The sequence below is a fragment of the Lentzea terrae genome (assembly GCF_003265345.1).
Lineage (GTDB): Bacteria > Actinomycetota > Actinomycetes > Mycobacteriales > Pseudonocardiaceae > Lentzea > Lentzea terrae.
Map to the genome: position 1 here is coordinate 116,525 of NZ_QFWW01000059.1, position 24,502 is coordinate 141,026.

22 protein-coding genes are annotated in these 24,502 nt (G+C 68.9%); 12 read left to right on the forward strand and 10 right to left on the reverse strand.

What is annotated here, in order from left to right:
- Positions 1-6: 6 nt before the first annotated feature.
- On the reverse strand, positions 7-1,332 hold the full coding sequence (locus DI276_RS48940) for a serine/threonine-protein kinase (RefSeq protein WP_232837448.1): 1,326 nt from the start codon (positions 1,330-1,332) through the stop codon (positions 7-9).
- A gap of 69 nt (positions 1,333-1,401) precedes the next feature.
- On the opposite strand from DI276_RS48940, the gene DI276_RS48945 reads away from it, so the two are divergent.
- Positions 1,402-2,358 (forward strand): magnesium transporter CorA family protein, encoded by a 957-nt coding sequence (locus DI276_RS48945; protein ID WP_198681368.1) that lies wholly within the window; start codon positions 1,402-1,404, stop codon positions 2,356-2,358.
- Positions 2,355-3,128 (forward strand): enoyl-CoA hydratase/isomerase family protein, encoded by a 774-nt coding sequence (locus DI276_RS48950; RefSeq protein ID WP_198681369.1) that lies wholly within the window; start codon positions 2,355-2,357, stop codon positions 3,126-3,128. Before DI276_RS48945 ends, DI276_RS48950 begins: the two co-directional genes overlap by 4 nt.
- Here DI276_RS48950 and DI276_RS48955 read toward each other — a convergent pair whose 3' ends face one another.
- Complete coding sequence (locus DI276_RS48955; protein ID WP_232837449.1) at positions 3,129-3,584, reverse strand: SLATT domain-containing protein; 456 nt, start codon at positions 3,582-3,584, stop codon at positions 3,129-3,131. It lies immediately after the preceding gene.
- Positions 3,585-3,618: 34 nt separating this feature from the next.
- Between DI276_RS48955 and DI276_RS48960 the strand changes: the two genes are divergently transcribed.
- From DI276_RS48960 to DI276_RS49010, 9 genes are all read left to right on the forward strand, one after another.
- Positions 3,619-4,314 (forward strand): PIG-L deacetylase family protein, encoded by a 696-nt coding sequence (locus DI276_RS48960; RefSeq protein ID WP_112277210.1) that lies wholly within the window; start codon positions 3,619-3,621, stop codon positions 4,312-4,314.
- Between the two features lie 378 nt (positions 4,315-4,692).
- A complete protein-coding gene (locus DI276_RS48965; protein ID WP_112277211.1) occupies positions 4,693-5,571 on the forward strand; it encodes an NAD-dependent epimerase/dehydratase family protein in 879 nt (292 codons plus the stop codon).
- Between the two features lie 137 nt (positions 5,572-5,708).
- Positions 5,709-7,022: a nucleotide sugar dehydrogenase gene (locus DI276_RS48970; protein ID WP_112277212.1), complete on the forward strand. Its 1,314-nt coding sequence runs from the start codon at positions 5,709-5,711 to the stop codon at positions 7,020-7,022.
- Entirely contained in the window at positions 7,012-8,202 is a 1,191-nt protein-coding gene (locus DI276_RS48975; RefSeq protein ID WP_112277213.1) for a glycosyltransferase family 4 protein, read from the forward strand. The genes DI276_RS48970 and DI276_RS48975 overlap by 11 nt, the downstream gene beginning before the upstream one ends.
- Positions 8,199-10,193, forward strand: coding sequence for a glycosyltransferase (locus DI276_RS48980; protein ID WP_112277214.1), 1,995 nt, complete (start codon positions 8,199-8,201; stop codon positions 10,191-10,193). Before DI276_RS48975 ends, DI276_RS48980 begins: the two co-directional genes overlap by 4 nt.
- Positions 10,194-10,197: 4 nt before the next feature.
- A complete protein-coding gene (asnB, locus tag DI276_RS48985) occupies positions 10,198-12,036 on the forward strand; it encodes an asparagine synthase (glutamine-hydrolyzing) (protein ID WP_112277215.1) in 1,839 nt (612 codons plus the stop codon).
- 19 nt (positions 12,037-12,055) lie between these two features.
- On the forward strand, positions 12,056-12,601 hold the full coding sequence (locus DI276_RS48990) for a dTDP-4-dehydrorhamnose 3,5-epimerase family protein (protein WP_112277216.1): 546 nt from the start codon (positions 12,056-12,058) through the stop codon (positions 12,599-12,601).
- A gap of 98 nt (positions 12,602-12,699) precedes the next feature.
- Positions 12,700-13,701: a hypothetical protein gene (locus DI276_RS50670; protein WP_157985431.1), complete on the forward strand. Its 1,002-nt coding sequence runs from the start codon at positions 12,700-12,702 to the stop codon at positions 13,699-13,701.
- Between the two features lie 47 nt (positions 13,702-13,748).
- Positions 13,749-14,774 (forward strand): hypothetical protein, encoded by a 1,026-nt coding sequence (locus DI276_RS49010; RefSeq protein ID WP_157985432.1) that lies wholly within the window; start codon positions 13,749-13,751, stop codon positions 14,772-14,774.
- Between the two features lie 30 nt (positions 14,775-14,804).
- Here DI276_RS49010 and DI276_RS49015 read toward each other — a convergent pair whose 3' ends face one another.
- A complete protein-coding gene (locus tag DI276_RS49015; protein WP_112277220.1) occupies positions 14,805-16,166 on the reverse strand; it encodes an O-antigen ligase family protein in 1,362 nt (453 codons plus the stop codon).
- The gene (locus DI276_RS49020) at positions 16,166-16,867 is read right to left on the reverse strand and encodes a hypothetical protein (RefSeq protein WP_112277221.1); all 702 of its coding nucleotides are present in this window, start codon (positions 16,865-16,867) and stop codon (positions 16,166-16,168) included. Before DI276_RS49020 ends, DI276_RS49015 begins: the two co-directional genes overlap by 1 nt.
- Before the next feature lie 190 nt (positions 16,868-17,057).
- Here DI276_RS49020 and DI276_RS49025 point away from each other — a divergent pair, with 190 nt between their 5' ends.
- Positions 17,058-17,930 (forward strand): DUF6492 family protein, encoded by an 873-nt coding sequence (locus DI276_RS49025; protein ID WP_112277222.1) that lies wholly within the window; start codon positions 17,058-17,060, stop codon positions 17,928-17,930.
- Positions 17,931-18,064: 134 nt separating this feature from the next.
- Here DI276_RS49025 and DI276_RS49030 read toward each other — a convergent pair whose 3' ends face one another.
- From DI276_RS49030 to DI276_RS49055, 6 genes are all read right to left on the reverse strand, one after another.
- The gene (locus DI276_RS49030) at positions 18,065-18,838 is read right to left on the reverse strand and encodes a hypothetical protein (protein WP_112277223.1); all 774 of its coding nucleotides are present in this window, start codon (positions 18,836-18,838) and stop codon (positions 18,065-18,067) included.
- A gap of 61 nt (positions 18,839-18,899) precedes the next feature.
- Positions 18,900-19,772 (reverse strand): glycosyltransferase family 2 protein, encoded by an 873-nt coding sequence (locus DI276_RS49035; protein ID WP_112277224.1) that lies wholly within the window; start codon positions 19,770-19,772, stop codon positions 18,900-18,902.
- Positions 19,769-21,235: an oligosaccharide flippase family protein gene (locus DI276_RS49040; RefSeq protein WP_198681370.1), complete on the reverse strand. Its 1,467-nt coding sequence runs from the start codon at positions 21,233-21,235 to the stop codon at positions 19,769-19,771. Before DI276_RS49040 ends, DI276_RS49035 begins: the two co-directional genes overlap by 4 nt.
- The gene (locus DI276_RS49045; RefSeq protein WP_112277225.1) at positions 21,235-22,206 is read right to left on the reverse strand and encodes a hypothetical protein; all 972 of its coding nucleotides are present in this window, start codon (positions 22,204-22,206) and stop codon (positions 21,235-21,237) included. Before DI276_RS49045 ends, DI276_RS49040 begins: the two co-directional genes overlap by 1 nt.
- 5 nt (positions 22,207-22,211) lie before the next feature.
- Complete coding sequence (locus tag DI276_RS49050) at positions 22,212-23,477, reverse strand: DUF4910 domain-containing protein (protein ID WP_112277226.1); 1,266 nt, start codon at positions 23,475-23,477, stop codon at positions 22,212-22,214.
- Positions 23,474-24,499: an NAD-dependent epimerase/dehydratase family protein gene (locus tag DI276_RS49055; RefSeq protein WP_112277227.1), complete on the reverse strand. Its 1,026-nt coding sequence runs from the start codon at positions 24,497-24,499 to the stop codon at positions 23,474-23,476. Before DI276_RS49055 ends, DI276_RS49050 begins: the two co-directional genes overlap by 4 nt.
- Between the last annotated feature and the right edge of the window lie 3 nt (positions 24,500-24,502).

Here is a 24,502-nt window from a genome sequence, read left to right on the forward strand (position 1 = left end):
CACCGATCAACGGCCGTCGTAAGACCGCGGCAGGTACCAAGCCAGAGCGGCGCGCAGCTCAGCAACGTCACGCTCGCGCCGCCGTCTGGTGCGTTCGTGCGCGATCGGGAACACGCGCACCCCACCGTGGTGCGCGCCGAAGAAGCGGCGCGGTGCCGGGTCCTTCAGCCAGACGACGACCCACGGCCGTTTCTTGTGCGGCACGACGCGGACGCGGGCCAGCTCGTACCACCAGTACTGGTGGAACTTGCCGTTGCGCGTGGTGGCGATGCCCTCGCGGCTGATCTCGATGACGACCTTGCGGCGGGCGGCGGCGCTGAAGTACCGCACCGCGCGCACGACCAGCACGCAGAACGCGGCCAGCGCCAGCAGCTGGGTGGCGCCGTTGGCCCGGGCGGCCGGGTCGGCGATCGCGGCCGCCAGGAGGGCCGCGGCCAGGTTCGTCATGCCCCACAGGAACGGCACGATCCGGGACGTCGAGAACGTCGCGGCGGCCGGCGTCATCGGGGCCGGCAGCTTGCTGGTCGGCGGTTTTGGTGAGACGACCGCGGCGATCAGGCGGGTCACCTCGGCCGGGTCGGGGCGCCGGGCCGGGTCGCGGTGCATGCACTTCTGCACCAACGGGCGCAGCGTCTTCGGCACGCCGTCGAGGTCTGGCTCGCCGTGGGCGGCGCGGTAGAGCAGCGTCGCGGTGGGGCCCTCGCCGAACGGGCCCTTGCCGGTCGCCGCGTAGACCAGCACGGCACCCAAAGCGAAGACGTCCGACGGGCAGCCGACCTCCTGGCCGGTGATCTGCTCGGGCGACAGGAAGCCCGGCGTGCCGAAGACCATGCCGGTCTCGGTCAGCGCGGTGTGCTCCATGGCGCGCGAGATGCCGAAGTCGATCACGCGCGGGCCGTCGGCGCCCAGCAGCACGTTGGACGGCTTCAGGTCGCGGTGCACGAGGCCCGCGCGGTGGATCGCGGTCAGGGCCTCGGCGAGTCCTTCGGCCAACCGGCGCAGGTGGTGTTCGGGCAGCGGGCCGTGCCGTTCGATCGCTTCCTGCAGCGTCGGGCCGGGCACGTACTCAGTGGCCATCCACGGGCGGGGCGCGCGCGTGTCGGCGTCGACGACCGCCGCGGTGCCGGCTGAGCCGACCGCGCGGGCCATCTGCACCTCGCGGCGGAACCGCTCGCGGAAACGAGGGTCGTCGGCGAGCTCCGCGCGGGCCACCTTCACCGCGACCTGGCGCCCGTCGCTGCCTTGTCCCAGGTAGACCGTTCCCATGGCACCACGACCAAGCCTGCCCAGCAGCAGGTAGTCGCCTATGCGTTGAGGTTGGTCCACCTTCACCGGATCGAGGGTAGCGGGAGTTGGGCGTCAATCCTCACATCTGAGTAGATCTACGTAGGCTTGTCACCCATGAGCCGGACCCGCTTGTACCGCAACGGCGAACTCGTGGACCACGGCTTCCCCGTCGCAGCCGCCGCACGACACCTCCAAGATCCATCCGCGGTCGTGTGGTTCGACCTCTGCGCCCCGTCCCAAGAAGAGATAGGTCTGCTGCGCGACGACCTGGGCCTGCACGAGCTCGCGATCGAGGACGCGTTCAGCGAACGCCAGCGCCCCAAGGTCGACCGCTACCCCACCCACCTGTTCCTGAGCGTCTACGCCGTCCGGTACGAAGAGCACGAGATCAAGACCACAGAGATCGACATCTTCGTCACCGCGAACGCGCTCGTGACCGTCCGCGAGAGCGAGGACTACCAACTCACCAGCGTGCAACGGCGGTGGGACAGCGCGCCGACGCTCGCCAAGAGCGGTGTCGGGTTCCTGCTGCACGGCCTGCTCGACGACGTCGTGGACGGCCACTACACCGCGGCTCAGCAGCTCGACGACGACATCGAGGCCCTGGAAGACCGGATCTACGACGAGAAGCCGCACGTGGGCCGCAAAGCGCTGCAGCTGCGGCGGGCCCTGGTGCAGCTGCGACGGGTCGCGTTGCCGATGCGCGAGGTGCTCGGTTCGCTGCTGCACCGCGAGCACGAGCTCGTGGACGACGTGATGATGCCGTACTACCTGGACATCAAGGACCACACGCTGTTCACGGCCGAGCTGACCGAGTCGATGCGCGAGCTGGTCACGAACCTGCGCGAGGCCGAGGTCGCGGTGCAGGGCAACCGGCTGAACTCGATCATGAAGAAGGTCACCAGCTGGGCCGCGATCATCGCGGTGCCGACCGCGATCTCGGGCTACTACGGCATGAACGTGCCGTACCCCGGCTTCGAGCAGAGGTGGGGGTTCTGGGCCTCCACGCTGGGCATCTTCGTCCTCTCCTACGTTCTGTACGTCATGTTCAAGCGCCGCGATTGGTTGTGACTGTGAAGATCCACCTGACCAGGCAGAACGAGCTCGCGATCATCACGATCGACGCGCCGCCGCTCAACCTCTACGCCCTGGACCTCGACGCCGAGTTCCACGACGCCCTGGACGAGCTGGGCGACGCACGGGCGTTGCTGGTCAACGCGACCGGCCGGGTCGTCAGCGGCGGCGTCGACGTGTCGCTGTTCGCGGCCCAGGAGTACCGCGAGGACGCGCAGGCCCTGTTCGACCGCATGCTCCTGCTGCCGCAACGCCTCGCCGCGCTGCCGATCCCGACCGTCTTCGCCGCCCACGCACTGTGCCTGACCTGGGCGTTCGAGCTGGCGGTGGCGTGCGACCTGATCGTCGCGACGCCCAGCGCCAAGTTCGGCCTGGTGGAGAAGGTCGTGGGCCTCACGCCGACGATGGGCGGCACGCAACGCCTGGCCGCCCGCGCGGGTGTCGGCCGCGCGAAGGAGTTCGTCATGACCGGCGACCTCTACGACGCCGCCACCATGGAGCGCTGGAACGTCGTGAACCGCGTGTTCCCGGAGGAAGGCTTCGCGCTGGCCGCCGAGCAGTTCGCCCTCGGCCTCGCCGTCGGCCCGACGCAGGCGCACGCCGCGACGAAGCAGGTGCTCGCGCACTTCGAGCACGGCGGCGTCCCGGAGGCGGACGCGCACGTCACGACGATCGCGTCCGCGCTGTTCGAGACCCAGGACCTGCCGCGCGCCGTGCACAGCTTCCTCACCGACGGGCCCGGCCGCGCGACCTTCCTGGGCCGATGATCAGGCGTTCTCCCGGAACTTGAGCCAGCTCGCGCTGAGGCCGTCCCAGATCTCCTGGTACCGCACGAACATCTCCCGCACCCGCTCCGGGTCGAGCTCCTCGGGCGGGTGCGAGGCGATGTAGTAGCCGAGGTCGTCCTGCAGCCGGTGGAACTTGTAGCTCGCCTCCTCCATCAGCACCCACAGCGACCGCCAGGCGAAGAACGGCTCCAGCGCGCTGACCACGGTCACCACCGCGATGAGCGAGAACGCGGTGCCCGTCCAGGGATCGAGGTTCTGCAGGCCGAGGATGATCGTCGACGCCGCGGACAGGACCAGCGTGGTCAGCCGGACCGTCACCGACTTCCAGCGGAACCGGTGCTTGCGGGCACGGGCGTAGGTGTGGCCGCGCTCGATCTGGTCGCGGAGGTGGTGGGCGAGTTCCAGCGGCTTCAGGCCGGACGGCAAGTCGGTCACGTGCCGGACAATAGTTTCCGGGTACCGTCCGCGCGTGCAGTTCGCCGGACCTAGAACCCTGCTGGCCGTCCACGCCCACCCCGGCGACGAGTCGACGGCGACCGGGGGCGCGCTCGCCCTGTACGCCCGGCACGGGGCCAGAACCGTGGTGGTCACGTGCACCAACGGCGAGTTCGACGACGCACCCAGCGGAGCCGTGTCCGGCGAGGTCGGCCACCACCCCAAGGCCGTGGCCGCACACCGGCGGGCCGAACTGCAGGCGGCGTGCGACGCGCTGGGCGTCGGCGACCTGGAACTGCTGGGATATCACGACTCCGGCGACACGGGCGAGGCACCGGACGGCGGGTTCTGCACGATCCCGGTGGAGACGGCGGCGGGTCGGCTCGCCGCGCTGATCGAGCACTACCGGCCCCAGGTCGTGGTCACCCACTACAGCTCGCACCGCGACCACATGCACGTGATCCGGGTGGCGAAGCTCGCCGTGTACCGCACCGGGATCCCGGCCAAGCTCTACCTCACCGCCCGCGAAGGCTCCACCACGCTCGACATCAGCGAGGTCGCGGACGTGAAGCGCAAGGCGTTGCAGTGCCACGCCAGCCAGCAGGTGCACGGTGCGTTCGCTCTGCAGGAGCACTACTTCCGCGCACTCGACACCACGGACGCGCCGCTGCCCGAGACGGACCTGTTCGCCGGGATCATCAACCACGGACCGGACCTGCCGCGGTGGTGAGACCGCGCTGAGCGGTCTCACCACCCCGCGGATCTCAAAGCGGGAGCGCGGACAGCAGGCCCTGCGCGAGCTCGCTCGCCTGAGCCAGCAGGCCGCTCGCCTGGTTCGCCAGGCTGCTGATCATGCTCATGAGTGCTTCCACGGTGGGAACCTCCCCGACAGGACCCGGCGGGCTCGTCCTGCCGGGTGTTGCCGGAATCAAAGCGGCAGCACAGGAACACCGCGCGCCCACTCACACCATTGAGCTAAAAGGACTGTCTCAAATGGACCATGGAGGCAGGTGCGCCGGTCATACGGCGTCGAACGCTGCCCTCGAAAAATCCGACATGTCGGGTGGAATCGACTAACGCCAGGTCACCGTCCGGCGACTAACGGAGCATGCGGGTCCTCGTCACGGGTGGAAGCGGATTCATCGGCGCCCACCTCATCCGACGCTTAGCACGCCTCGAAGGCCACGAGGTGCACGCGGTGAGCAGGCACGAGCAGGTGTCCGCGCACGGCGAGCGCTGGCACGTCGCCGACCTCGCCGACGCCGGCGCGGTCACCACTTTGGTCGACAAGGTGGAACCGGACGCGGTGCTGCACCTCGCCAGCGAGGTGACCGGCGTGCGCGACGTCGGGCAGGTGGTCCCGGTCCTGCAGGCCAACCTGCTGAGCGTGGTCAACCTGCTGACCGCCTGCGCCGAGCGCAAGCCGCGGGTGGTCCTCGCGGGCAGTGTCGAGGAGCCGCAGCACGGGGAGACCCCGTCGTCGCCGTACGCCGCCGCCAAGTCCGCGGCGACCGGCTACGCCCGCATGTTCCACGCCCTCTACCAGGTTCCCGTCACCGTGTTGCGGCTCGCGATGGTCTACGGCCCCGGCCAGAAGGACACCCGGAAACTTCTCCCGTACGTCACGTTGTCGTTGCTTCACAAGGAGGAACCTCAGCTGACGAACGGCACGCGCCTGATCGACTGGATCTACGTCGAGGACGTCGTCGAGGCGTTCGTGGCCGCCATGGGCTCGGACGGCGCCGCCGGTGCGGTGCTCGACGTCGGCTCCGGCACCCAGGTCTCCATCCGGGACACCGTGGAGCTGCTGGTCGAGCTGGCGGACAGCGACGTCAGGCCGCAGTACGGCGCCGTCGCGGCAAGGCCGCTGGACAGCGCTCAGGTGATGCGCATCGAGCCCACCGCGGACGCGATCGGCTGGCGGCCGCAGATCGATCTCGCCGAGGGACTGCGCCGCACCCTGCACCACTACGCGAACACCGTCTGACGACCTGGACTGTTAACGCACCGCGTGCGTCCGGCCACGTTCGGCGCACCGGCGCTTGCGCCGAATGCCTGAACCCGCTGCCACAGTAACGAAAACGGCACGCGCGCCGACCAATGGTTGACCCGCCTGGAGGTTCGATGAAGATCAGCGTGTTCGGGCTCGGCTACGTCGGTTGCGTGTCGGCCGCCTGCCTTGCGGCGCGCGGACATGAGGTCGTCGGCGTCGATGTCAATCCGCTGAAGGTGGACCTCGTCCGCAGCGGGCGCGCACCGGTCGTGGAGGAGCGCATCGGCGAGCTGACCGAGGAGGTCGTGCGCGAGGGCAGGCTCCGCGCCACCACCGACGTCACCGAGGCGGTCCTGGACAGCGACGTGTCCCTGGTCTGCGTGGGCACGCCGTCGGCGCCGAACGGAAGCCTGTCGACGACGTTCCTGGAGCGCGTGGCCGAGCAGATCGGCGAGGCGATCGCGCTGCACCCCGGCAGGCACACCGTCGTCTTCCGCAGCACGATGCTCCCCGGCACCTGCCTTGACCTGCTGGTACCCATCCTGGAGAAGTCGTCCGGACGGACCGCCGGCATCGACTTCGGCGTCGCGGTGAACCCGGAGTTCCTGCGTGAGGGCACCAGCGTCCGGGACTTCTTCGACCCGCCGAAGACCGTGATCGGCGAGTACGACGCGGCGTCCGGTGACGTGGTCGCGCAGCTGTACGAAGGCCTGCCCGGCCAGGTGTTCCGGGTCGGCATCCCGGTCGCCGAGATGACCAAGTACGCGGACAACTCCTTCCACGGCTTGAAGATCGCGTTCGCCAACGAGCTGGGCTCGATCTGCCGCGCGCTCGGCCTGGACTCGCACGACGTCATCGACGTCTTCCTCGCCGACACCAAGCTCAACATCTCCCCCGCCTACCTCAAGCCCGGCTTCGCGTTCGGCGGCTCCTGCCTGCCCAAGGACCTGCGCGGCCTGGTCTACGCGGCACGGCGCGCCGACGTCTCCGTGCCGCTGCTGTCGCACGTGCTGCCGTCCAACGAAGACCACCTCAAGCGCGCCTTCGACCTGATCGCGCAGACCGGCAAGCGCAAGGTCGGCCTGTTCGGGCTGTCGTTCAAGCCCGGCACCGACGATCTGCGCGAGTCACCGCTCGTGGAGCTCGCGGAACGGTTGCACGGCAAGGGGTTCGACCTGCGGATCTACGACGCGAACGTGTGCCTGTCGCGCATCATGGGCGCGAACCGCGAGTACATCGAGGCCCGGCTGCCCCATCTCGGCGACCTGCTCAGCAACTCCGCGGAGGACGTGCTCGAGCACGCCGAGGTGTGTGTCGTCGGCACCAAGGACACGGCTGTTCTGCAAGCACTGCAAGGAACCGACCGACTGGTCGTCGACCTCGTCCGCATGCCCGGCGCCGAGAGACGCCGGGCCGAACAGGGATACGTGGGACTTGGCTGGTAGAGCACTCATTCTCGTCGAGAACCTGTCCGTTCCGTTCGACCGCAGGGTCTGGCAGGAGAGCAAGGCCCTGCGCGACGCCGGCTGGGAAGTGCACGTCATCTGTCCACAAGGGACAAAACGGGACACCGAGCCGTACGCGGAGATCGACGGCGTCAGGATCCACCGCTATCCCCTGACCGCGGCCACCGGCGGCCCCCAGGGGTACGTCAAGGAGTACGGCCTCGCGTTGTGGCACACCTACCGCCTGGCCCGTCAGATCGGCAAAGCCGGGAAGATCGACGTCATCCACGCGTGCAACCCGCCGGACCTGCTCTACCTGGTCGCGAAACTGGTGCGCGGCAAGGGCACCAAGTTCATCTTCGACCAGCACGATCTCTGCCCCGAGCTGTACGAGTCGCGGTTCAACCGCGGCCGCGACCTGCTCTACAAGGCCGTGTGCCGCCTCGAACGCTCCACCTACCGGACCGCGGACGTCGTGATCTCCACCAACGAGAGCTACCGCCAGGTCGCGCTCACCCGCGGCGGGAAGCGGCCGGAGGACGTGTTCGTGGTGCGCAGCGCGCCCGCCGTCGAACGGTTCCGCGAGGTGCCGCCTGATCCGGCGTTGAAGCAGGGCAAGAAGCACATGCTGTGCTACCTCGGCGTGATGGGCCCGCAGGACGGCGTCGACTACGCGCTGCGGGCGATCGCCGCGCTGCGCGACGAGCTCGACCGCACCGACTGGCACGCGGTGTTCGTCGGCGGCGGCGACACGTTCGACGAGATGGTCGAGCTGTCGCGGCAGCTGGACCTGAGCGACCTGGTCACGTTCACCGGCCGCATCCCGGACGAGGAGCTGCTGACGGTGCTGTCCACCGCGGACGTCTGCCTGGCTCCGGACCCGTTGAACCCGTTGAACGACGTCTCGACGATGAACAAGATCATGGAGTACATGGCGATGGCCAAGCCCATCGTGTCGTTCGACCTCGTCGAAGCCAAGGTCTCCGCGGGCGAGGCAGCGCTCTACGCGCGGCCCAACGACATCTCGGAGTTCGCGAAGCTCATCTCCGGGCTGCTCGACGACCCCGAGGCGCGCGCCCGGATGGGGCAGCTCGGCCAGGAACGGGTGCGCGGACCGCTGTCCTGGGAGAACTCCCGGAAGGCGTTGCTCACGGCCTACGAGGCGGCGGTCAGATCATGAACACGCCGGTCGCCGTGGTCATCGTGAGCTATCACAGCCAGGACGTCATCGGCGACTGCCTGGTCTCCCTCCCGGACGACGTGCGCGTCATCGTCGTCGACAACGCGTCCACCGACGACACCGTCGCCGTCGTGCAACGAACGCTTCCCCGCGCGGAGATCATCCGCAACCCGGTCAACGCCGGTTTCGCCGCCGGCGTGAACCTCGGCCTCAAGGCGGCCGCCGGCCACGACGTGCTGGTGCTCAACGCGGACATCCGGTTGCATCCCGGTGCGGTCGGCACGCTCCGCGAGGCGTTGGGCGACCGGAGCATCGTCGTGCCACGCCTGGTCGCGCCGGACGGCAGCCTGCAGCACTCGTTGCGGCGCGCGCCGAGCGTGCCGCGCGCGTTGGTCGACGCCCTGATCGGCGGGAACCGGGCCGGTCGGTTCGGGCTCGGTGAGACGATCACGGACCCGAAGCACTACACGCACGCCCGGTGCGCGGACTGGGCGACCGGCGCCGCGTGGCTGATCTCGCGCCACTGCGTCGACCAGATCGGGTTGCTGGACGAGCGGTACTTCCTCTACTCGGAGGAGACCGAGTACATGCTGCGGGCGGGCGGTGTGTGGTTCGAGCCGCGCGCGGTCGCCACCCACATCGGCGGTGAGGTGTCCACGTCACCGCGGTTGTACTCGATCCTCAGCACGAACCGGGTGCGGCTGCACCGCGAACGCAAGGGCGCGTTCGCGGCGTTCTTCATGTGGCTCGCGGTGGTCGTCAACGACGTCATGCGGTCTCGCGACCCCAAGCACCGCAGGGCATTGCGCACCCTGTTCGGCATGCCCGCCTGGCCGCTGGACGAGACCGGACCCGCCTACGTGTGCTTCTCGGCGCAGGACTGGTGGTACCACAACCGGGCGCACTCGGACTTCCAGCTGCTGCGGCGCGTCGCCGAACACCGGAAGGTGTTGCTGGTCAACAGCATCGGCATGCGCATGCCGTCGCCGGGCAAGAGCACCCAGTTCCTGCGCCGCATCCTGCGCAAGGCCAAGAGTGTGGCGATGCTGGTGCGCAGGCCGTTGCCGAACTTCTACGTGATGACGCCCCTGCCGTTGCCGTTCTACGGCAGTCCGTTGGTGCGCAAGCTGAACTCGGTCCTGGTGCGGTTCCAGGTGCGGGCGGTGTCGTGGTTCCTGCGCCTGGGCACGCCGGTCTTCGTGGTCACCATCCCCACCGCGTGGGACGTGGTGCAACCCATGCGCCGCAAGGGCTTGCTGTTCAACCGCAGCGACCGGTTCTCGGCCTTCCCCGAGGCGGACCAGACCACGATCGCCGCGCTGGAGAACCAGCTGCTGTCCCGTTCGGACACCACGCTCTACGTCAGCCGCGCACTGCTCGACGAGGAGAGCGGGCTGACCGGTGACCGCGCGCACTTCCTGGACCACGGCGTGGACCTCGACCACTTCACCCGGCGGACCGACCTGCCGGCCGACATCGCGGCGATTCCCGGTCCGCGCATCGGTTTCTTCGGCGGCCTCGACGACTACCTCGTCGACTTCGACCTGCTCGAACGGGTCGCCGCCGAGTTCCCGGAGGCCTCCGTCGTCCTGGTCGGCGACACCAGCATCTCCATGGAGCGGTTCGAGAAGTACCCGAACCTGCACTGGCTCGGCTTCCGCGACTACGAGCAGATCCCCGGCTACGGCTCGGCGTTCGACGTGGCGATGATGCCGTGGCAGGACAACGACTGGATCAAGCACGCGAACCCGATCAAGATGAAGGAGTACCTGGCGCTCGGCCTCGCCGTCGTGAGCACCGACTTCCCCGAGGTGCGGCGCTACTCCGACTTCATCCGGATCGCGCGGAACCACGACGAGTTCGTCGGCCTCGTCCGCCAGACGTTGCGCGACGGCGGCCCGAAGTCGCCGGAACAACGCCGCGCGGCCGTGCTGACCGCGTCCTGGGACTCCCGAGCACGCGAGCTCATGCGGCTCGCGGAAGAACGGTGACGACATGTGCGGAATCGCGGGCATCCGCCGGTTCGACGGCCGGGCCGCAGACCCCGGACTGCTGGCCGAGATGGCGAAGCTGCTGCACCACCGCGGCCCGGACGACAACGGCGTCTGGACCGAGGGGCCGGTCGGCTTCGCGCACACCCGGTTGTCGATCATCGACCTGGCCGGGTCGCCGCAGCCGATGGCCGGGGCGAGCGGGTCCACGCACATCGCGTTCAACGGCGAGATCCTCAACTACCGCTCGCTGCGGGACCAGCTGACCTACCCGTTCCGCACCACCGGCGACACCGAAGTGCTGCTCGCGTTGTACGAGCAGCACGGCGCCGCTGGGATCAGCAAGCTGCGCGGGCAGTTCGCCTACGCACTGCACGACTCGAGCACCGGCGAGACGCACCTCGTGCGCGACCGGCTCGGCATCCTGCCGCTGTACTACTACCGCGACGACGAGCTCTTCGCGTTCGCCTCGGAGATCAAGGCGCTGCTGCCGGTGATCGGCACCCCCGAGATCGACGCCGAGAGCCTGCACGACTACCTGGCCCACCGCTCCGTCCCCGCGCCGTACACGCTGCTGCGCGGCGTGCGGAAGCTGCCGCAGGGCCACCACCTCGTGGTGGGCCGGGACGGATCGGTGCGGTCGGCCCCGTACTGGGAGCTGGCCCGCGAGCCGGACACGCTCGACGTGTCGCCGGAGGAGGCCGTGCGGCTGCTCGACGAGGCGTTGACGTCGTCGGTGCGCGAAGCGCTGGTGGCCGACGTGCCGGTCGGCGCCTACCTCTCGGGTGGCGTCGACTCGTCGCTGATCACCGCGCTGGTGGCGCGTGAACGCGACGGCGCCGCACTGCACACGTTCTCCGCCGGCTTCGGTGACCCGCGGGTGGACGAGCTGCCGTGGGCGCGCAAGGTCGCGACCCTGCTCGGCACCGTGCACCACGACGTCGTCGTCACCGCGGGCGACTTCCGGGACAGCTGGGCGAAGCTGAGCTGGCACCGCGACGCGCCGCTGTCCGAACCGGCCGACGTTGCCGTGTTCCGGCTGGCCGAGCTGGCCCGCCGCGACGTGAAGGTGGTGCTGTCCGGCGAGGGCAGTGACGAGCTGTTCGGCGGCTATCCCAAGTACCGCTTCGCGCTGCCGACCCGCGTGGGCGGTCCCGGCGCGCTGCTGCGGCGACTGGAGCGGATGCTGCCCGCGAGCAGGGCGAAGATGGGCATCGCGCTGCGCGCGCTGGCCGAACCGGGCCACGCGGAGCGGATGCGCGGCTGGTTCGCCCCGTTCACCGTGGCGGAACGCGCGGCGCTGCTCGGCGGGCCGGCCACGCGGTCCGTGCTGGCCCCGTACGAGAACGGCCGCGGTGACGCGTTGCGCCGCATGCTCTACGCCGACACCCACACCTGGCTCGCGGACAACCTGCTGGAGCGCGGCGACCGGATGTCGATGGCCGCGTCGCTGGAGCTGCGGCCGCCGTTCCTCGACCACCGGGTGGCCGAGCTCGCGTTCCGCCTGCCGAGCTCGGTGAAGGTGCGCGGCGGGATGACGAAGTGGGTGGTCAAGGAGCTCGCGCGGCGGCACCTGCCCGCCGACGTGGTGGACCGCCCGAAGGTCGGGTTCAAGGTGCCGCTCGACGCGTGGTTCCGCGACGGCCTGCGCGACATGGCGTTCGACCTGCTGACCGGCCCGTCGTCCTTCGTCGGTGGCACCTTCTCCCAGCAGGCCGTCCGCGCGTTGCTCGACGACCACTCGTCGGGATCGCGCGACGAGCAGCCGCGGCTGTGGACGCTGCTGTCGCTCGAGGTGTGGCACCGCGAACTGTCCGGGCGGACAGTGGCAGGGCACCGCTGAACCCTGAAGGGGCCGGTAGATGAAGGTCGAGACCACCAAGCTGGACGGGGTGCTCCTGTTCGTCCCGGAGCCGCACCACGACAGCCGTGGACTGTTCACCCGCACATTCGACGCGACCATCGCCGAGAACCACGGCTTGATCGCGTCTTTCATTCAAGACAGCCAATCGCGATCTTGGCGGGGAACCATAAGAGGAATGCATGGCAGGGCGGGCCAGGGCGAGGCCAAATTGGTGCGCTGCGCACGCGGGGCAGTACACGACGTGATTGTCGATGCCCGTGCGGGATCGCCTACGTTCGGTGACACTCTGAACGTGGTCCTGGATGACGAGAGTTTCCTGACGTTGTACGTCCCACCTGGGTTTCTGCACGGATTCCAGGCGATGACGGAAATCGCGGACGTGTGCTACCGCATAGATCGCGAACATGATCCGGCCGAGGACCTCGCGGTCCGATACGACGATCCTGACCTGGGCATTCAATGGCCGCTACCCGCGGGCGAGATCAGCACCAGAGATCAGTCGGCCGGCAGCTGGGCAGAGTTGTGCGCACGACTTGATCAATAGCGACAGTTGTGTTCTTGAAACCTCATCGTTATCGTTCCGCGGGTCCACAGGGGGCATGTCAAATTGACATAGATCCGACAACGATGGAGTAACTTCTGATGCGACGGGTCCTCCTGTCCGCACTGCTCGCCGGAGTCACGGCAGCGACCGTGACGGCGTGCCAGCAGAGCGATGCGGCTCCCGGCACGCCGACATCGAGCACAACGAGTTCCTCGGCCGAGACGACGACGACAACGACGACGACCGAGAGCTCTTCGGCCGCGCCCACGACGACCGCGAAGCCGACCACCACGACCACCCAGAAGCCGGTCGTCACCCTGCCCACGAGTGGCGGCCGATGCACCGCGTTCCCCACCCCGGCCTGCACCGGGGTCCCCGCCGGCACCGCGCTCACGAAGATGGAGCTCGGGGAGGGCGGCGCGGTCAAGGTCACCCAGCCCGGCACCGTCATCGACGGCAGGCACGTCACAGGTGACCTGGTGATCAACGCCGACAACGTGGTCGTGCGCAACAGCCAGATCGACGGCGCCGTGGTCAACGAGGACGGCGCGCGCAGGCAGTACACGTACTCGATCACCGACTCCACCGTCGGGCCGGCGAGCGGCTGCCTGACCGCACCCGCCATCGGCATGGGCAGGTACACCGCCACCCGCGTGCACGTCCGCGGTCACGGCGACGGTTTCCGCGCCTCGGGCGACGCCATCCGGATCGACGACTCGTACGTCAAGCTCTGCTCGAACCCCGGAGACCACTCCGACGGCATCCAGCAGTACCAGACCGGCGGCGGCCTGGTGATCAACCACACGACGTTCGACCAGCGCTCGGCCACGTCCGTGACAGCGCCGATCGACATCATGGACTCCCAGTCCAGGGACGTCACGATCACCAACAACCTGGTGATGGGCGGCACGTACAGCGTCTACTTCCGCAACACCACCGGCACGCGGGTCTTCCACAACAACCGGGTGGTCGACAAGTCCTGGATCTACGGTCCGACCGAGGCCGACTGCGGCCTGATCGACTGGTCGGGCAACACCATCGTCACCATCGACGGCAACTACAACGTGACGTCGACGGTCGGTCCCTGGAACTGCAAGTAACCCCCGACTCCCCGCTTCAGGACACACACAGTTTTAGGACTCACACAGTGGCGACTATTCGCATTCGCAATGGCGTGCTGGCCGCGGCGGGCCTTGCCGCACTGACCGCCTGCGGCCCCGTCCAGGCGATCGGCAACCCGATCGCGCCCTCCACGAGCATCACCACCGAGACGACGGCGTCCTCCTCCCCCGCCTCGTCGTCGTCCTCGGTGGCTCCCACCACGACCACGACCACGGCACCCGGATCGCCGACGGCGACCGCCAAGCCCACGGCCACGGCCCAGCCGCCGATGACCGGGTTCCCCAACGCCTCCAACACCGGCGTCCCCGCGGGCACGGTGCTGCAGGTCGTCGACGGCGACAAGACGTTCAACGTCGACAACCAGGTGATCACCGGCCTCGAGTTCCGCGGCTTCGTGACCGTGACAGCGCGCAACGTGACGATCCGCAACAGCGTCTTCCGCGGCCGGGCGACCACGTCGAACGGCGCCCTGCTCAACACCGAGCGCGGCTCGGGCACCGTCATCGAGAACTCCGAGTTCGCACCGTCGAACCCGTCGGCGACGCTCGACGGCCTGTGGACCAAGAACACGAGCATCTTCCGCAGCAACATCCACGGCGCCGTGGACGGGGTGAAGGCCAACAGCAACACCCTGATCCAGGACTCCTACATCCACGACATGACCTGGTTCGCGTCCGACCCGAACCAGGGCGGCGGCCCCACGCACAACGACGGCGTGCAGTCGTTCGGCGGTGAGTCCAACGTGACGCTGCGGCACAACACGATCGACATGTCCACCACGAAGAACGCCAACGCCGCGCTGCAGTCCTCCGCGTCGAACACGCGCGTGGAGAACAACCTGCTCGACGGCGGAGGCTGCACGCTGAACTTCAACCACGTGGTCACGGGCGGCAAGCTGACCGGCCTCGCGGTGGTGAACAACCGGTTCGGCCGCAACACCTTCTTCAACTGCCCGATCCTGCTGAGCACCCAGTCGGTCCTGTCCGAGAACACCGGGAACGTCTGGAGCGACACCGGGACGCCCATCCCCGCCGCCCAGGTGCACGACTGAGTTCTCCCCCCAAAGCCGCGCCGCGCTGCGTCACCCGCGGCGCGGCGCGGCGTCCGCGGCCGGCGGAGGTGCGCCGGCAGGAGGACGCGGCACCGGTCCACCGCCGGAAACGGTGACCCGCATCAGCGCACCGGTGCACCCGATCAGGATGAACATCAGGCCGGTGACGGTGTGGAACGAGATCAGGTCGAACGTCGCGGACCCGATCAGCGGCACCACGAGGCTGGCGGCGAGCGCCAGGGCGAGGTGCTGTCCGGTCACCTCCCGGCTGAGGTACCGCACCCGCAGCGTCACGTAGAACGCGGTCAGGATGAGCGCGACGAACGCGACCAGGCCGACGACGCCTTCCTGGACCAGCGTGTACAGGTACTGGTTGTCGAAGATCTGGTGCTTCGGCGCGTACCAGGTGCCGACGCCGCGGCCGAACCAGAGGTTCTTGCTGATCTCCGCCATCGCCGCCGCGTAGTCGTGGGTGCGCCACTTGATGCTCTCGTCGCGGCCGAAGTTCTCGAAGAGGCCGTAGAACGTGCTCAGCAGACCGGGAACGGTCACCTGGATCACGGCCAGGAAGGCCAGACCGATTCCGAGTGCCTGCAGCCGGCGGCGGACCGACCAGCCGAGGAACAGCACGAAACCCACACCGCCGACGCTGAGCACCGCCGAGCGGGAGATGGACATCATGATCCCGAGCGCGATCAGGCCCGCGCACACCCACCAGCGCAGCGCGGGTTCACCGCGGTGCTTGGCCTGGAACCCGTAGTGCGCGGCGATCGGCAGCACCATGGCCATCAGCACGCCGAACTCGATCGCGTGCCCGGTGGTGCCCGCGACGCGGGTCAGCGTCGCGCGTTCGAACGTGTTCTCCAGGATCGAGGTGTAGCGCAGTCCCGGCACCGCGAGGTACTCGGTCAGGTCGAACTTGAACATGAACTGGAACGCGCCGACGATCGCGACGCCCGCGCCGGAGACGACGACGGTCTTCAGCACGAAGTCGATGCGCTCGCGGGAGCGCACGCCGTCGCAGATGCCCAGTGCCATGCCGGCGTTGGCGATGACGAGCACGGCCGCGTGGTCCATCAGCCGCAGTTCGTCGGCGGGCAGGTAGCGGTAGGCGGCGAAGCCGTAGTTGATCATCAACGCGACCAGGTACCAGAACAGCACGGTGCGCACCCCGTTGCGCCCCTTCGCCATGCCCAGCGTGGTGGTCATCTGCGCGCACAGCCAGAGCATGCCGATGCCGAGGCTCGCCACGTCGGCCGGCGTCAGCGAGAGCGGAATGCCGCGCAGCACCAGCCGGGCCGGGGTCAGCATCAGGACGACCGTCAGCACCGCGGCCAGCGTCGCGGCGTCCGCGCGGCGCCCGGTCGGCGGGAGGAACTCCGTGGGCGCCATCAGGCACCGACTGGTTCGGGCGCTCTGGCCTTCTTCGCCTGGGGCCTGGGGCGGTGCCTCTTGCGGTGCGCGAAGCTCTCCGCGGCGTACCCGGAGGCCAGCGCGGTGACGACCCCGAGTCCGAGCGCCGCGGCGGCGGCCCGCACCCTGCTGCCGCCCTGCGTCTCCGGCGTCGTGGGCGGCACGACCTCGGCGACGGTGATGTAGGTCTGCGGCGGCGCCTTCAGCTCCTCCTGCCGCCGCTGGAGCTCGACGCGTGCCTGGGCGGCCACCCGCTGCACGACGGCCTGCGCGGCGTCGCGGTCGCGGCTCTCGCCCATGATGAACACGAAGGGCCCGCTGGTGAGCAGCTCCGGGTTCGTCGACCCGTTCGTCACCTGGTACGTCGTGCGGCCGCCCGGCGCCGCACCGAGCTGGGCCGCCATCTCCGGCGTGCCGAGCGCCTGGATGATCAGCGCCGCGGACGTGCTGAGCCCGCGGTCGAAGTTCAGCAACGGGTTCGTCAGCAGGTCGGGCCGCGGCTTCTCGACGTACTCGGTCGCGCCCGTGAGCGGCGTGGTGAGCACGAGCACCGACGTGGAGACGTAGACGACCGGCACCGACGCGTAGACGGCCGCGCAGCCGCCGAGAGCGAGCAGAAACGCCGGAAGCACCACGTACCACCGCCGGAACAGGACGAGCACCGTCCGCCAGAAGTCCACGTGCGCCCCTTCGCCAATTGTCCTGCCAACCAGAGAATCGCGTTTGGCGTGGTTCCTCGTTACGCCTGCGCGGTAAAGCGTCCCGCCGCCCTTACCAGCACAGGTGATTCGGACGTAACGGGCACCACATCGCGACCGATACCGATGCAGGCGACGTGCCGCACACAACCGCACCTGGAGGCAGTTGGCCATGACCGAACTGGCCGTCATCACGCCGAGTTTCGCCCCTGACGCCGACCTGTTCGCGGAGCTGCACCGCTCGGTTCTCGAGCACACCTCGGACGACACGATCCACCACGTCGTGGTGCCGGCGGCGCACAAGCCCATCTTCACCAGGATGGCGAACCGGCGACTCAAGGTGTGGACTCATCCGGAGCTGGTGCCGCGGCGGTTCGTCCGCCTCCCCACCAAGGGCGGCGTGTGGCTCAACACCCGCCACCCCTGGCCGCCGGTCCGCGGCTGGGTCATGCAGCAGGCCGTGAAGATCGCCATCGCCGCCGTGGTCGAGGCCGACGCGGTGATGATCGCCGACTCCGACGTGGTCCTGCTGCGCGACACCACGATCCGCGACTTCAGCCACAGCGGCCGGCTCTGCCTGTACCGCGAGGAAGGCGCCGTCCACTCCGGACTGGAGCGCCACGTCCTGTGGCACCAGGTCGCCCGCAAGCTGCTCGGCCTCCCGGAGGCGGCGCCGCCCCCTCTCCCGGACTACGTGTCACCGCTGAACTTCTGGGACCCGTCCGTGGTGCGCAAGATGCAGGACCGCATCGCCGACGTGACGGGCCTGCACTGGTTCGACGCCTTCACCCGGCAGCTGCACGTCTCCGAGTTCATCGTCTACGGCGTCTTCGTCGACGAGATGCTCGACCCCTCGTCGAAGCCGCCGTCGAACACCACCATCTGCCACAACAGCTGGGAACGCACGCCCATGGCGATGCAGGAAGCGCTGTCGTTCGGTGAGCGCGTCAACCCGGAGGCCGTCGCGATGATGATCTCCAGCCACTCCCAGACGCCGATGGACGTGCGGCGAGCAGCCGAGAAGCGCTGCGCCGAGAAGGTCTGAGCAGCAACGTAAAACGCCCGGCTGGGACGTCCCAGCCGGGCGTTTTGCGTTGCCAGGTCCTGGCCCGCGTGCTCGGGCACGGCAAAGGCCGGGCGAGAGGCGTGGATCCGCCTTCCGCCCGGTCTTTCGGCGGGTCAGAGCTGTGGCTCGGCCTTCTTCAGACTGCCGTTCCCGTTGTTGCGCACCACCGGCGCCATCTTCACCGTCGGCGGGTCCACCGGCGGAGCGGGACCAGCAGCGGCCTGGCCGTGGTCCTCGTCCTCGGTGGGCCACTTCCGCGGCCGCCGCTGGAACCAGTACGCACCGGCGAGTCCGAAGAGGAAGGACAGGACGAACCCCACCGCGGCCGCCTTGACCTTGGCCGCCAGCAACGCCTCCGGCTCGGACGCGCTCGTCACGTCGACCACGGAGATGAAAGTGGACTCCGGTGCGCCGAGCGCCTTCTGCCGCGCCACGAGCTCGTCGCGGATGCGCTGCTGGGCGCGCACGACGATCCCGCGAGCGTCCTCAAAGGACGTGCTGTCGCCCTCGACGTAGATGAACGGGCCGTTGGTGCCCAGCACGTCCGGGTTGGTGCTGCCGTCGTTGATGATGACGGTGGTCGGCCCGTCCTTCTGCTGCCCCAGCTGCTCGAGGGCCTCGCGCGTGTTCTGCGACTGGATGAGGATGGACGCGGTGGTGCGCAGGCCGTCGTTGAACAACAACAGCGGGTTGGACTGGCCCAGCGGGCGATCCGGCTCCTTGGTGCCTCCGGCCGACGGCGTGGTGAGCACCATGAACGCCGTCGACTGGTAGTGCGTCGGCAGGACTATGAATGTCAGCACGCCGATCAGAACACTGCCGGCGATGACCGGCGGTCCGATGTACCTGCGCCTCAGGAGGCCGAGGACGATCTTCCAGAAGTCCATTTTTCCCCTAGTGGCCTCGTGCACCCCTGTGTACCACAAATCGCGATCCTCGCGATTCCTGTTACACGGGCCGGGCCGTGAGGAGCCGAACGACCTTGCGCGCACGACGCCGCAACACCATCGACTGGCGGCGTGCGTACATCCGCAGAACGGCCGCACGGGCGTCGGCCACCTGGGCGGGCGTCAGCCCCGCCGAAGGGAGCCACCGCAGCATCTCCGCGATCTGCAGCGTGTTCGCGCACCGGGACCGCCACACCGGCACGTCGAGCCGGCGGGCGACCGCGGACAGCCGCTCGCTGCGCCAGTTGCGGTGCGCGAGCACCTCCGGGACGTGTGCCCACGGGCCGGCGAGCGCGAGCTTCGTCGCGAAGACCTCGTCCTCCTTCAGCATGTTGCGCCGGGCGATGGCGACAACGGGCTCGCGGCGCATCATGCTGTAGAGCGGGTCCAGGGCCAGGTGGGTCTCGGTGAGCATGCGCAGCATCTCGGCGAACCGGGTGACCGGGTCGTCGGACGAGAGTCCGGAGCCCAGGTAGGGAGCCGTCTCCGTGACGCCGTCCGCGCCGGTGTAGGCGACCTGCGAGGACACCAGCAGCAGCCGCGGGTCCGCCTGGAACTCCTTGACGCCGCGGGACACGCAGTGCGGTTCGAGGTAGTCGTCGTCACCCATCCACCGGAACAGCTCGCCGCGTGCGTGCGCGGCCGCGAACATGAAGTTGTTCAGCAGTCCTCTGTTCTCGGGGTGCCGGTGGTAGACGATGCGCGGGTCGGCGGCAGCCAGCGCGCGGCACACCTCCTCGGTGCCATCGGTGGACGCGTTGTCCGAGATGACGAGCTCGAGGTCCGTGTGATCCTGCGCGAGGACGGTGCGCACGGCCTTCTCGATCCGCTGTTCGCCGTTGCGGGTCGGGAGGCAGATGGACACCAGAGTCATACCAGGCTCTCCTTCCGGGCCGCGAGGATCTGCGGCCCGACGATGGCGGCGTACACCAGCACGCCCGCGCCGCCGGCGACGACCAGCGGCAGCAGCACGCCGGGACCGACCAGCCTGCCCACCACGATGATCACCACGCCGGACAGCACGGCACCGAGGACCGGACGCACCAGCCGCGGCCACATGGGCAGCATGCGCACGCCCGCGCGGTGCAAGGCCAGCACGGCCAGCGGCAGCGCGACCACCAGGACCACCACTGCGTGGCCGATGGCGGCACCGCGGATGCCGTCGGCGGATGCCGCGTAATACAGGACGGGCACCAGGACGACCGCCCAGGACAGGTTCAGCCACACGGTCGCGCGGGTGTTGCCCTGCGAGGTGAGGATGTCGAACGCCAGCGAGATCAGCATCCGGCCGACCATCAGCACGGCCAGGAACCGGAGCACGCCCGCGGCCTGGTCCCACCGCTCGCCGTAGAGCAACGCGATCATCGGGTGCGCCAGCGTCGCCATCAGCACCGCCAGCGGCAGCACGACGGCGAGCAGCAGTGGCACGGACCGTTGCACGCCAACCGAAAGCGTGTCGGCGCCGGACACGTCGTTCTCCGCGAGCCGGGAGAACGACGGGATCGACACCCACCGCACCGCGGTGCCGATCAGGCCCGGCACCCAAGTGGACACGTTGAACGCCAGCAGGTAGTAGCCGAGCGCCTCTGGTCCGAGCAGGTCGCCGACGATCACGTAGTCGGCGTTCACCAGCACCGCCTCGATGCCGAGCGACACCGCGAGCGGCAGACCGAACTTGAGCAGGCGGCGCGACACCGCGCGGTCGAGGTCCAGCTGGAACGGCAGGGCGGCGCGGATCCACACGATGACGCCGGTGACCACGGACGCGGCCAGCTGGCCGACCGCGAAGCTGTACGGCCCGGCACCGTTGGCGGCCAGCGTGATCGCGAGGGTCGCGTTCACGACGAAGCCGCACGCGTTGGCCATCATCAGCTTGTGCTGCTCGAACCGCCGCAACAACGTGCCGGCGCGGACCGCGGTGATGCCGTCGATCAGGATGACCGCCGTCAGCAGGCGCACCACACCGGTGGCCTCCGGACTGCCCGACAGCGCGGCGAACGACGGTGCCAGGAACCAGAAGATCGCGTACACCCCGGTCGAGAACACGATCGCCATCGTGGTGGCGGTCGCGACCATCTCCTCCAGCCTGCCCCGCCACTGCACGGTCGCCGCGATGATGCCCGCGTCGTTGATGTGCATGACGAACTGCGTCGCCGCGAGCGCAATCGCGTACATGCCGAAGTCGGCAGGGGTGAGCAGGCGTGCCAGCACCAGGCCCATGGCGAAGGAGCCGACCTTGGTCGCGAGCGTGCCGAGGAAGCTCCAGCGCAGGCCGCGGCCCGCCTTGCTCCCGATCGAGACGGCCTCAGCTCGCGCCTCCCGTTCATCCAGCGTCATCAGACGGACTCCACCCGTTCCAGCCAGATCTCGCGCCAGAAGGGCACGAACTCGCGAGGGCAGTTGCCGTTGTAGAAACCGGCGCAGATGTTGTCCTCGAGGATGATGCAGGGCGACTTCATCTTCAGCATCCGCCCGGTCGGCTCGTCGATGCACCGGTCCACGCGCGCCTTGACCCGCGCGGTCTGGCCGCAGTAGCGGGCCATCTCCTCCTCGAACCCGAGACCGCGGTTGAGCCGCTGCTCGTTGAGCGTGGACATGATGAACTCCTTGGACTTCACCCTGACCAGCTCACCGGGCTGCAGGTCGAGCGCACCGGTCGGGGTGCGGCCGGACAGCATGCCCTTCACCCAGCCCCAGCGCAGGCCCTCCTTGATCCACAGCCTGCGCGGCAGCTTCTTCTGGCTGAAACCCTGGTACTTGTTGAACAACTGGATCAGGAAACCCCGGATCGTGGCCGGCACGCCGGCGTTGCCGGTCCGCACGTCCTCGACGTACTGGCGCACGTCCTTGATGCCCAGGCACGCCGGCGCCGCCCGCAGCAGCTCGGTCGCCTGGCAGGAGAACAGCTCCTCGCCCTCGGCGGAGGGCGGCTTGCGCGTGTTGACCTCCAGCAGCGGCAGCAGGATCTGGCCGTCCGACCGCGCCGCCGAAGGCTGCTCGGCCGGGCCGACCTTGCGCAGCCACGCTTCCTTCCAGTACAGCGAGCACGCGGTCTGACAGCCGCCGTGCGCCTCACCGTCGCATCGTGCGCCGGTCAGGTGCACGGCATTGTTCATCCTCCGCATGCCGGTACCGCTGATCGTGTCGCACAGCTTGTGCGCCACCTTGTGCACGGTGAGGCGTTTCCCGCAGAACGCCACCATCTCCGGCATGAACGGCAGGTTCTCGAGCTCCCCCCGCTCGTCCAGTGTCGCGTGGATTTCCTCGGCGCTGAGGACCTCCACGAGGTCTCCCACCCGCAAGCCCATACCCGTCACTCCTTCACCAGGCCCGCGTCGTGCAGAGCGCGAGCCGCGTCCGCGATCGTTGGGAACGGCAACCCCGACTTGCGCGCCACGTCGAGGAGGCTGTGCTCGCCGTCCGAGAGGTTGAGCACCCAGAGCATCGCCAGCTGGGCTTGTTTCGTGTCACTGCGACCGCCGAGCGACTCGTAGAGCCCGCGCCTGCCGAGCTGCGGCTCGCCGTACGGGCTCTGGTTGACGTACGTGCGGTTGCGGTCCAGCACGCCGACGACCTCCCACAGGGTCTCCAGCGTGTCCGTCATGGCGTCCGGTGACACGAAATCCGGGTTGTCGCCCGACGTGTGGTACTCGGGATATCCCGCGTAGGGCGTGCGGGTCAGCGACCCGACGCCGAGGTTGAAGCCGGGTGAGCAGTACTGCCGCTCGTCGTAGCCGTACGGCGAGAAGCCGACGATCGAGTGGGGCCGGCCGGACGTCTCCAGCACGTGCTGGACCACCTGGTCGATCTCCGCGTCACCGCGGCGGCTCTTCTTGTAGGTCAACGGTCCCTGGTCGCCCGCGCAGGCGAGCACCACGCCGTGCTTCACCCGCTCGATCGACGCGAAGTTGCGCGCCAGCCACGTGATCGCGCCGATCGTGCCCGGCGCGAAGATGAACCGGTAGGTGTACCAGGGGTTGTTCAACCGCGCCGCCAGCTCGACGGCCACCGCGATGCCGGCCAGGTTGTCGTTGGCGAGCGACGGGTGGCACACGTGGCAGGTGATGATCACCTCGTCGGACACCTGACCACGCACCACGTGCTCGGCGTAGGTGAGGTGCCCGTCGGTCAGCGAAGAGTCGATCACGACCTCGTACGGGCCGGCGGGCAGCGCCTGCAACGCGTTCTCGCTGAGGCAGAACCCCCACGTCGGCGAGTAGTACGAAGTCCGGTACGGCACCAGGTCCGGTTGTTCGGGGAGCGTGTGCAGATGCGGCCGCAGCTCCTCGAAGGACATCCACCCGCGCACCGGCACGCTGTACCCGACCAGGTGCAGGTTGAGCGCCTGGAAGTCGATCAGCCGGTTTCCGGTGGCGTCCGCGACGTAGGCGTCGCGGACGTTCCACTCCTGCGGGACGGTCCAGTCGAGGACCTGGGTCCCCGTGGGGACCTCGTGCACGTCCAGGTCGAGCGCCTCCCCCAGCACCGCCAGCGTCTCCCGGACACCATCTCCGGTGATGCTGCGGCACAACGGGTAGAGCCGCTCGACCAGTTCGTGCATGCGCCTGCCAACGGTCATCGAACAACCCTCAGGGAGGAGTCGATCTCCCCCGTCTGCTTGCGGTCGGACAACCAGGCGAGCCGGGTGTAGCGGTGCGCGAAGTCCGTCTCGGTGAGCCCGAACCGCTGATACGCCTCGATCAGCTCGAGCGCACCCGCCTTGACCGTCCACCGCGCCACGTAGTCCGGCAGCGCCGCCCGGATCCGCGAGAAGTCGACGCGGTAGGACCGGGGGTCGGCGCCGTTCTCGCCCGTGATCACCAGCTTCGACCCTGGCACCGCCTCGACCACCTCGTGGGCGATGTCGGCCACGGTCAGGTTGTTCTGCTCGGTGCCGACGTTGAACGCCTTGGCGTGCACCGCTTCCCGTGGCGCTTCCAGCACCTGGAGGAAGGCGTCCGCGATGTCGAGCGCGTGCACCAGCGGCCGCCACGGCGTGCCGTCGGAGAGGACCCGCACCTCGCCGGTGAGGTGCGCCCGCCCGACCAGGTTGTTCAGCACGATGTCCGCGCGCAGCCGCGGCGAGAAGCCGAACGCCGTGGCGTTGCGCAGCGACACCGGGGTGAAGTGGTCGTCCGCCAGGGCAACCAAGTCGTCCTCGACGCGGACCTTGGACACGGCGTACGGGGTGACCGGACGCAACGGCGCGTCTTCGTTCACGAGATCGTCGCCGCCGGACGCGCCGTAGACGGAACATGTTGACGCGTACAGGAACCTGCGCACGCCGGCGTCCTTGGCCTGCTTCGCCAGCGACACGGAGGCGTGGTGGTTGATGTCGTAGGTGAGCTCGGGGGCGAGCGAGCCCATCGGATCGTTGGACAACGCGGCGAGGTGGACCACGGCGTCCACTCCGGACAGAACGTCGTCGGTGACATCCCTGAGGTCGACCGCGTGACCACGCGGATCGATCGGCACTGTGCCGAGGACGCAGTCAGCGAAGAGACCGGAGTCGAGCCCGATCACTTCGTGACCCGCGCCTGCGAGCACAGGAGCCATCACAGTGCCCAGATAGCCCTGGTGCCCGGTGAGCAGAACGCGCATCTC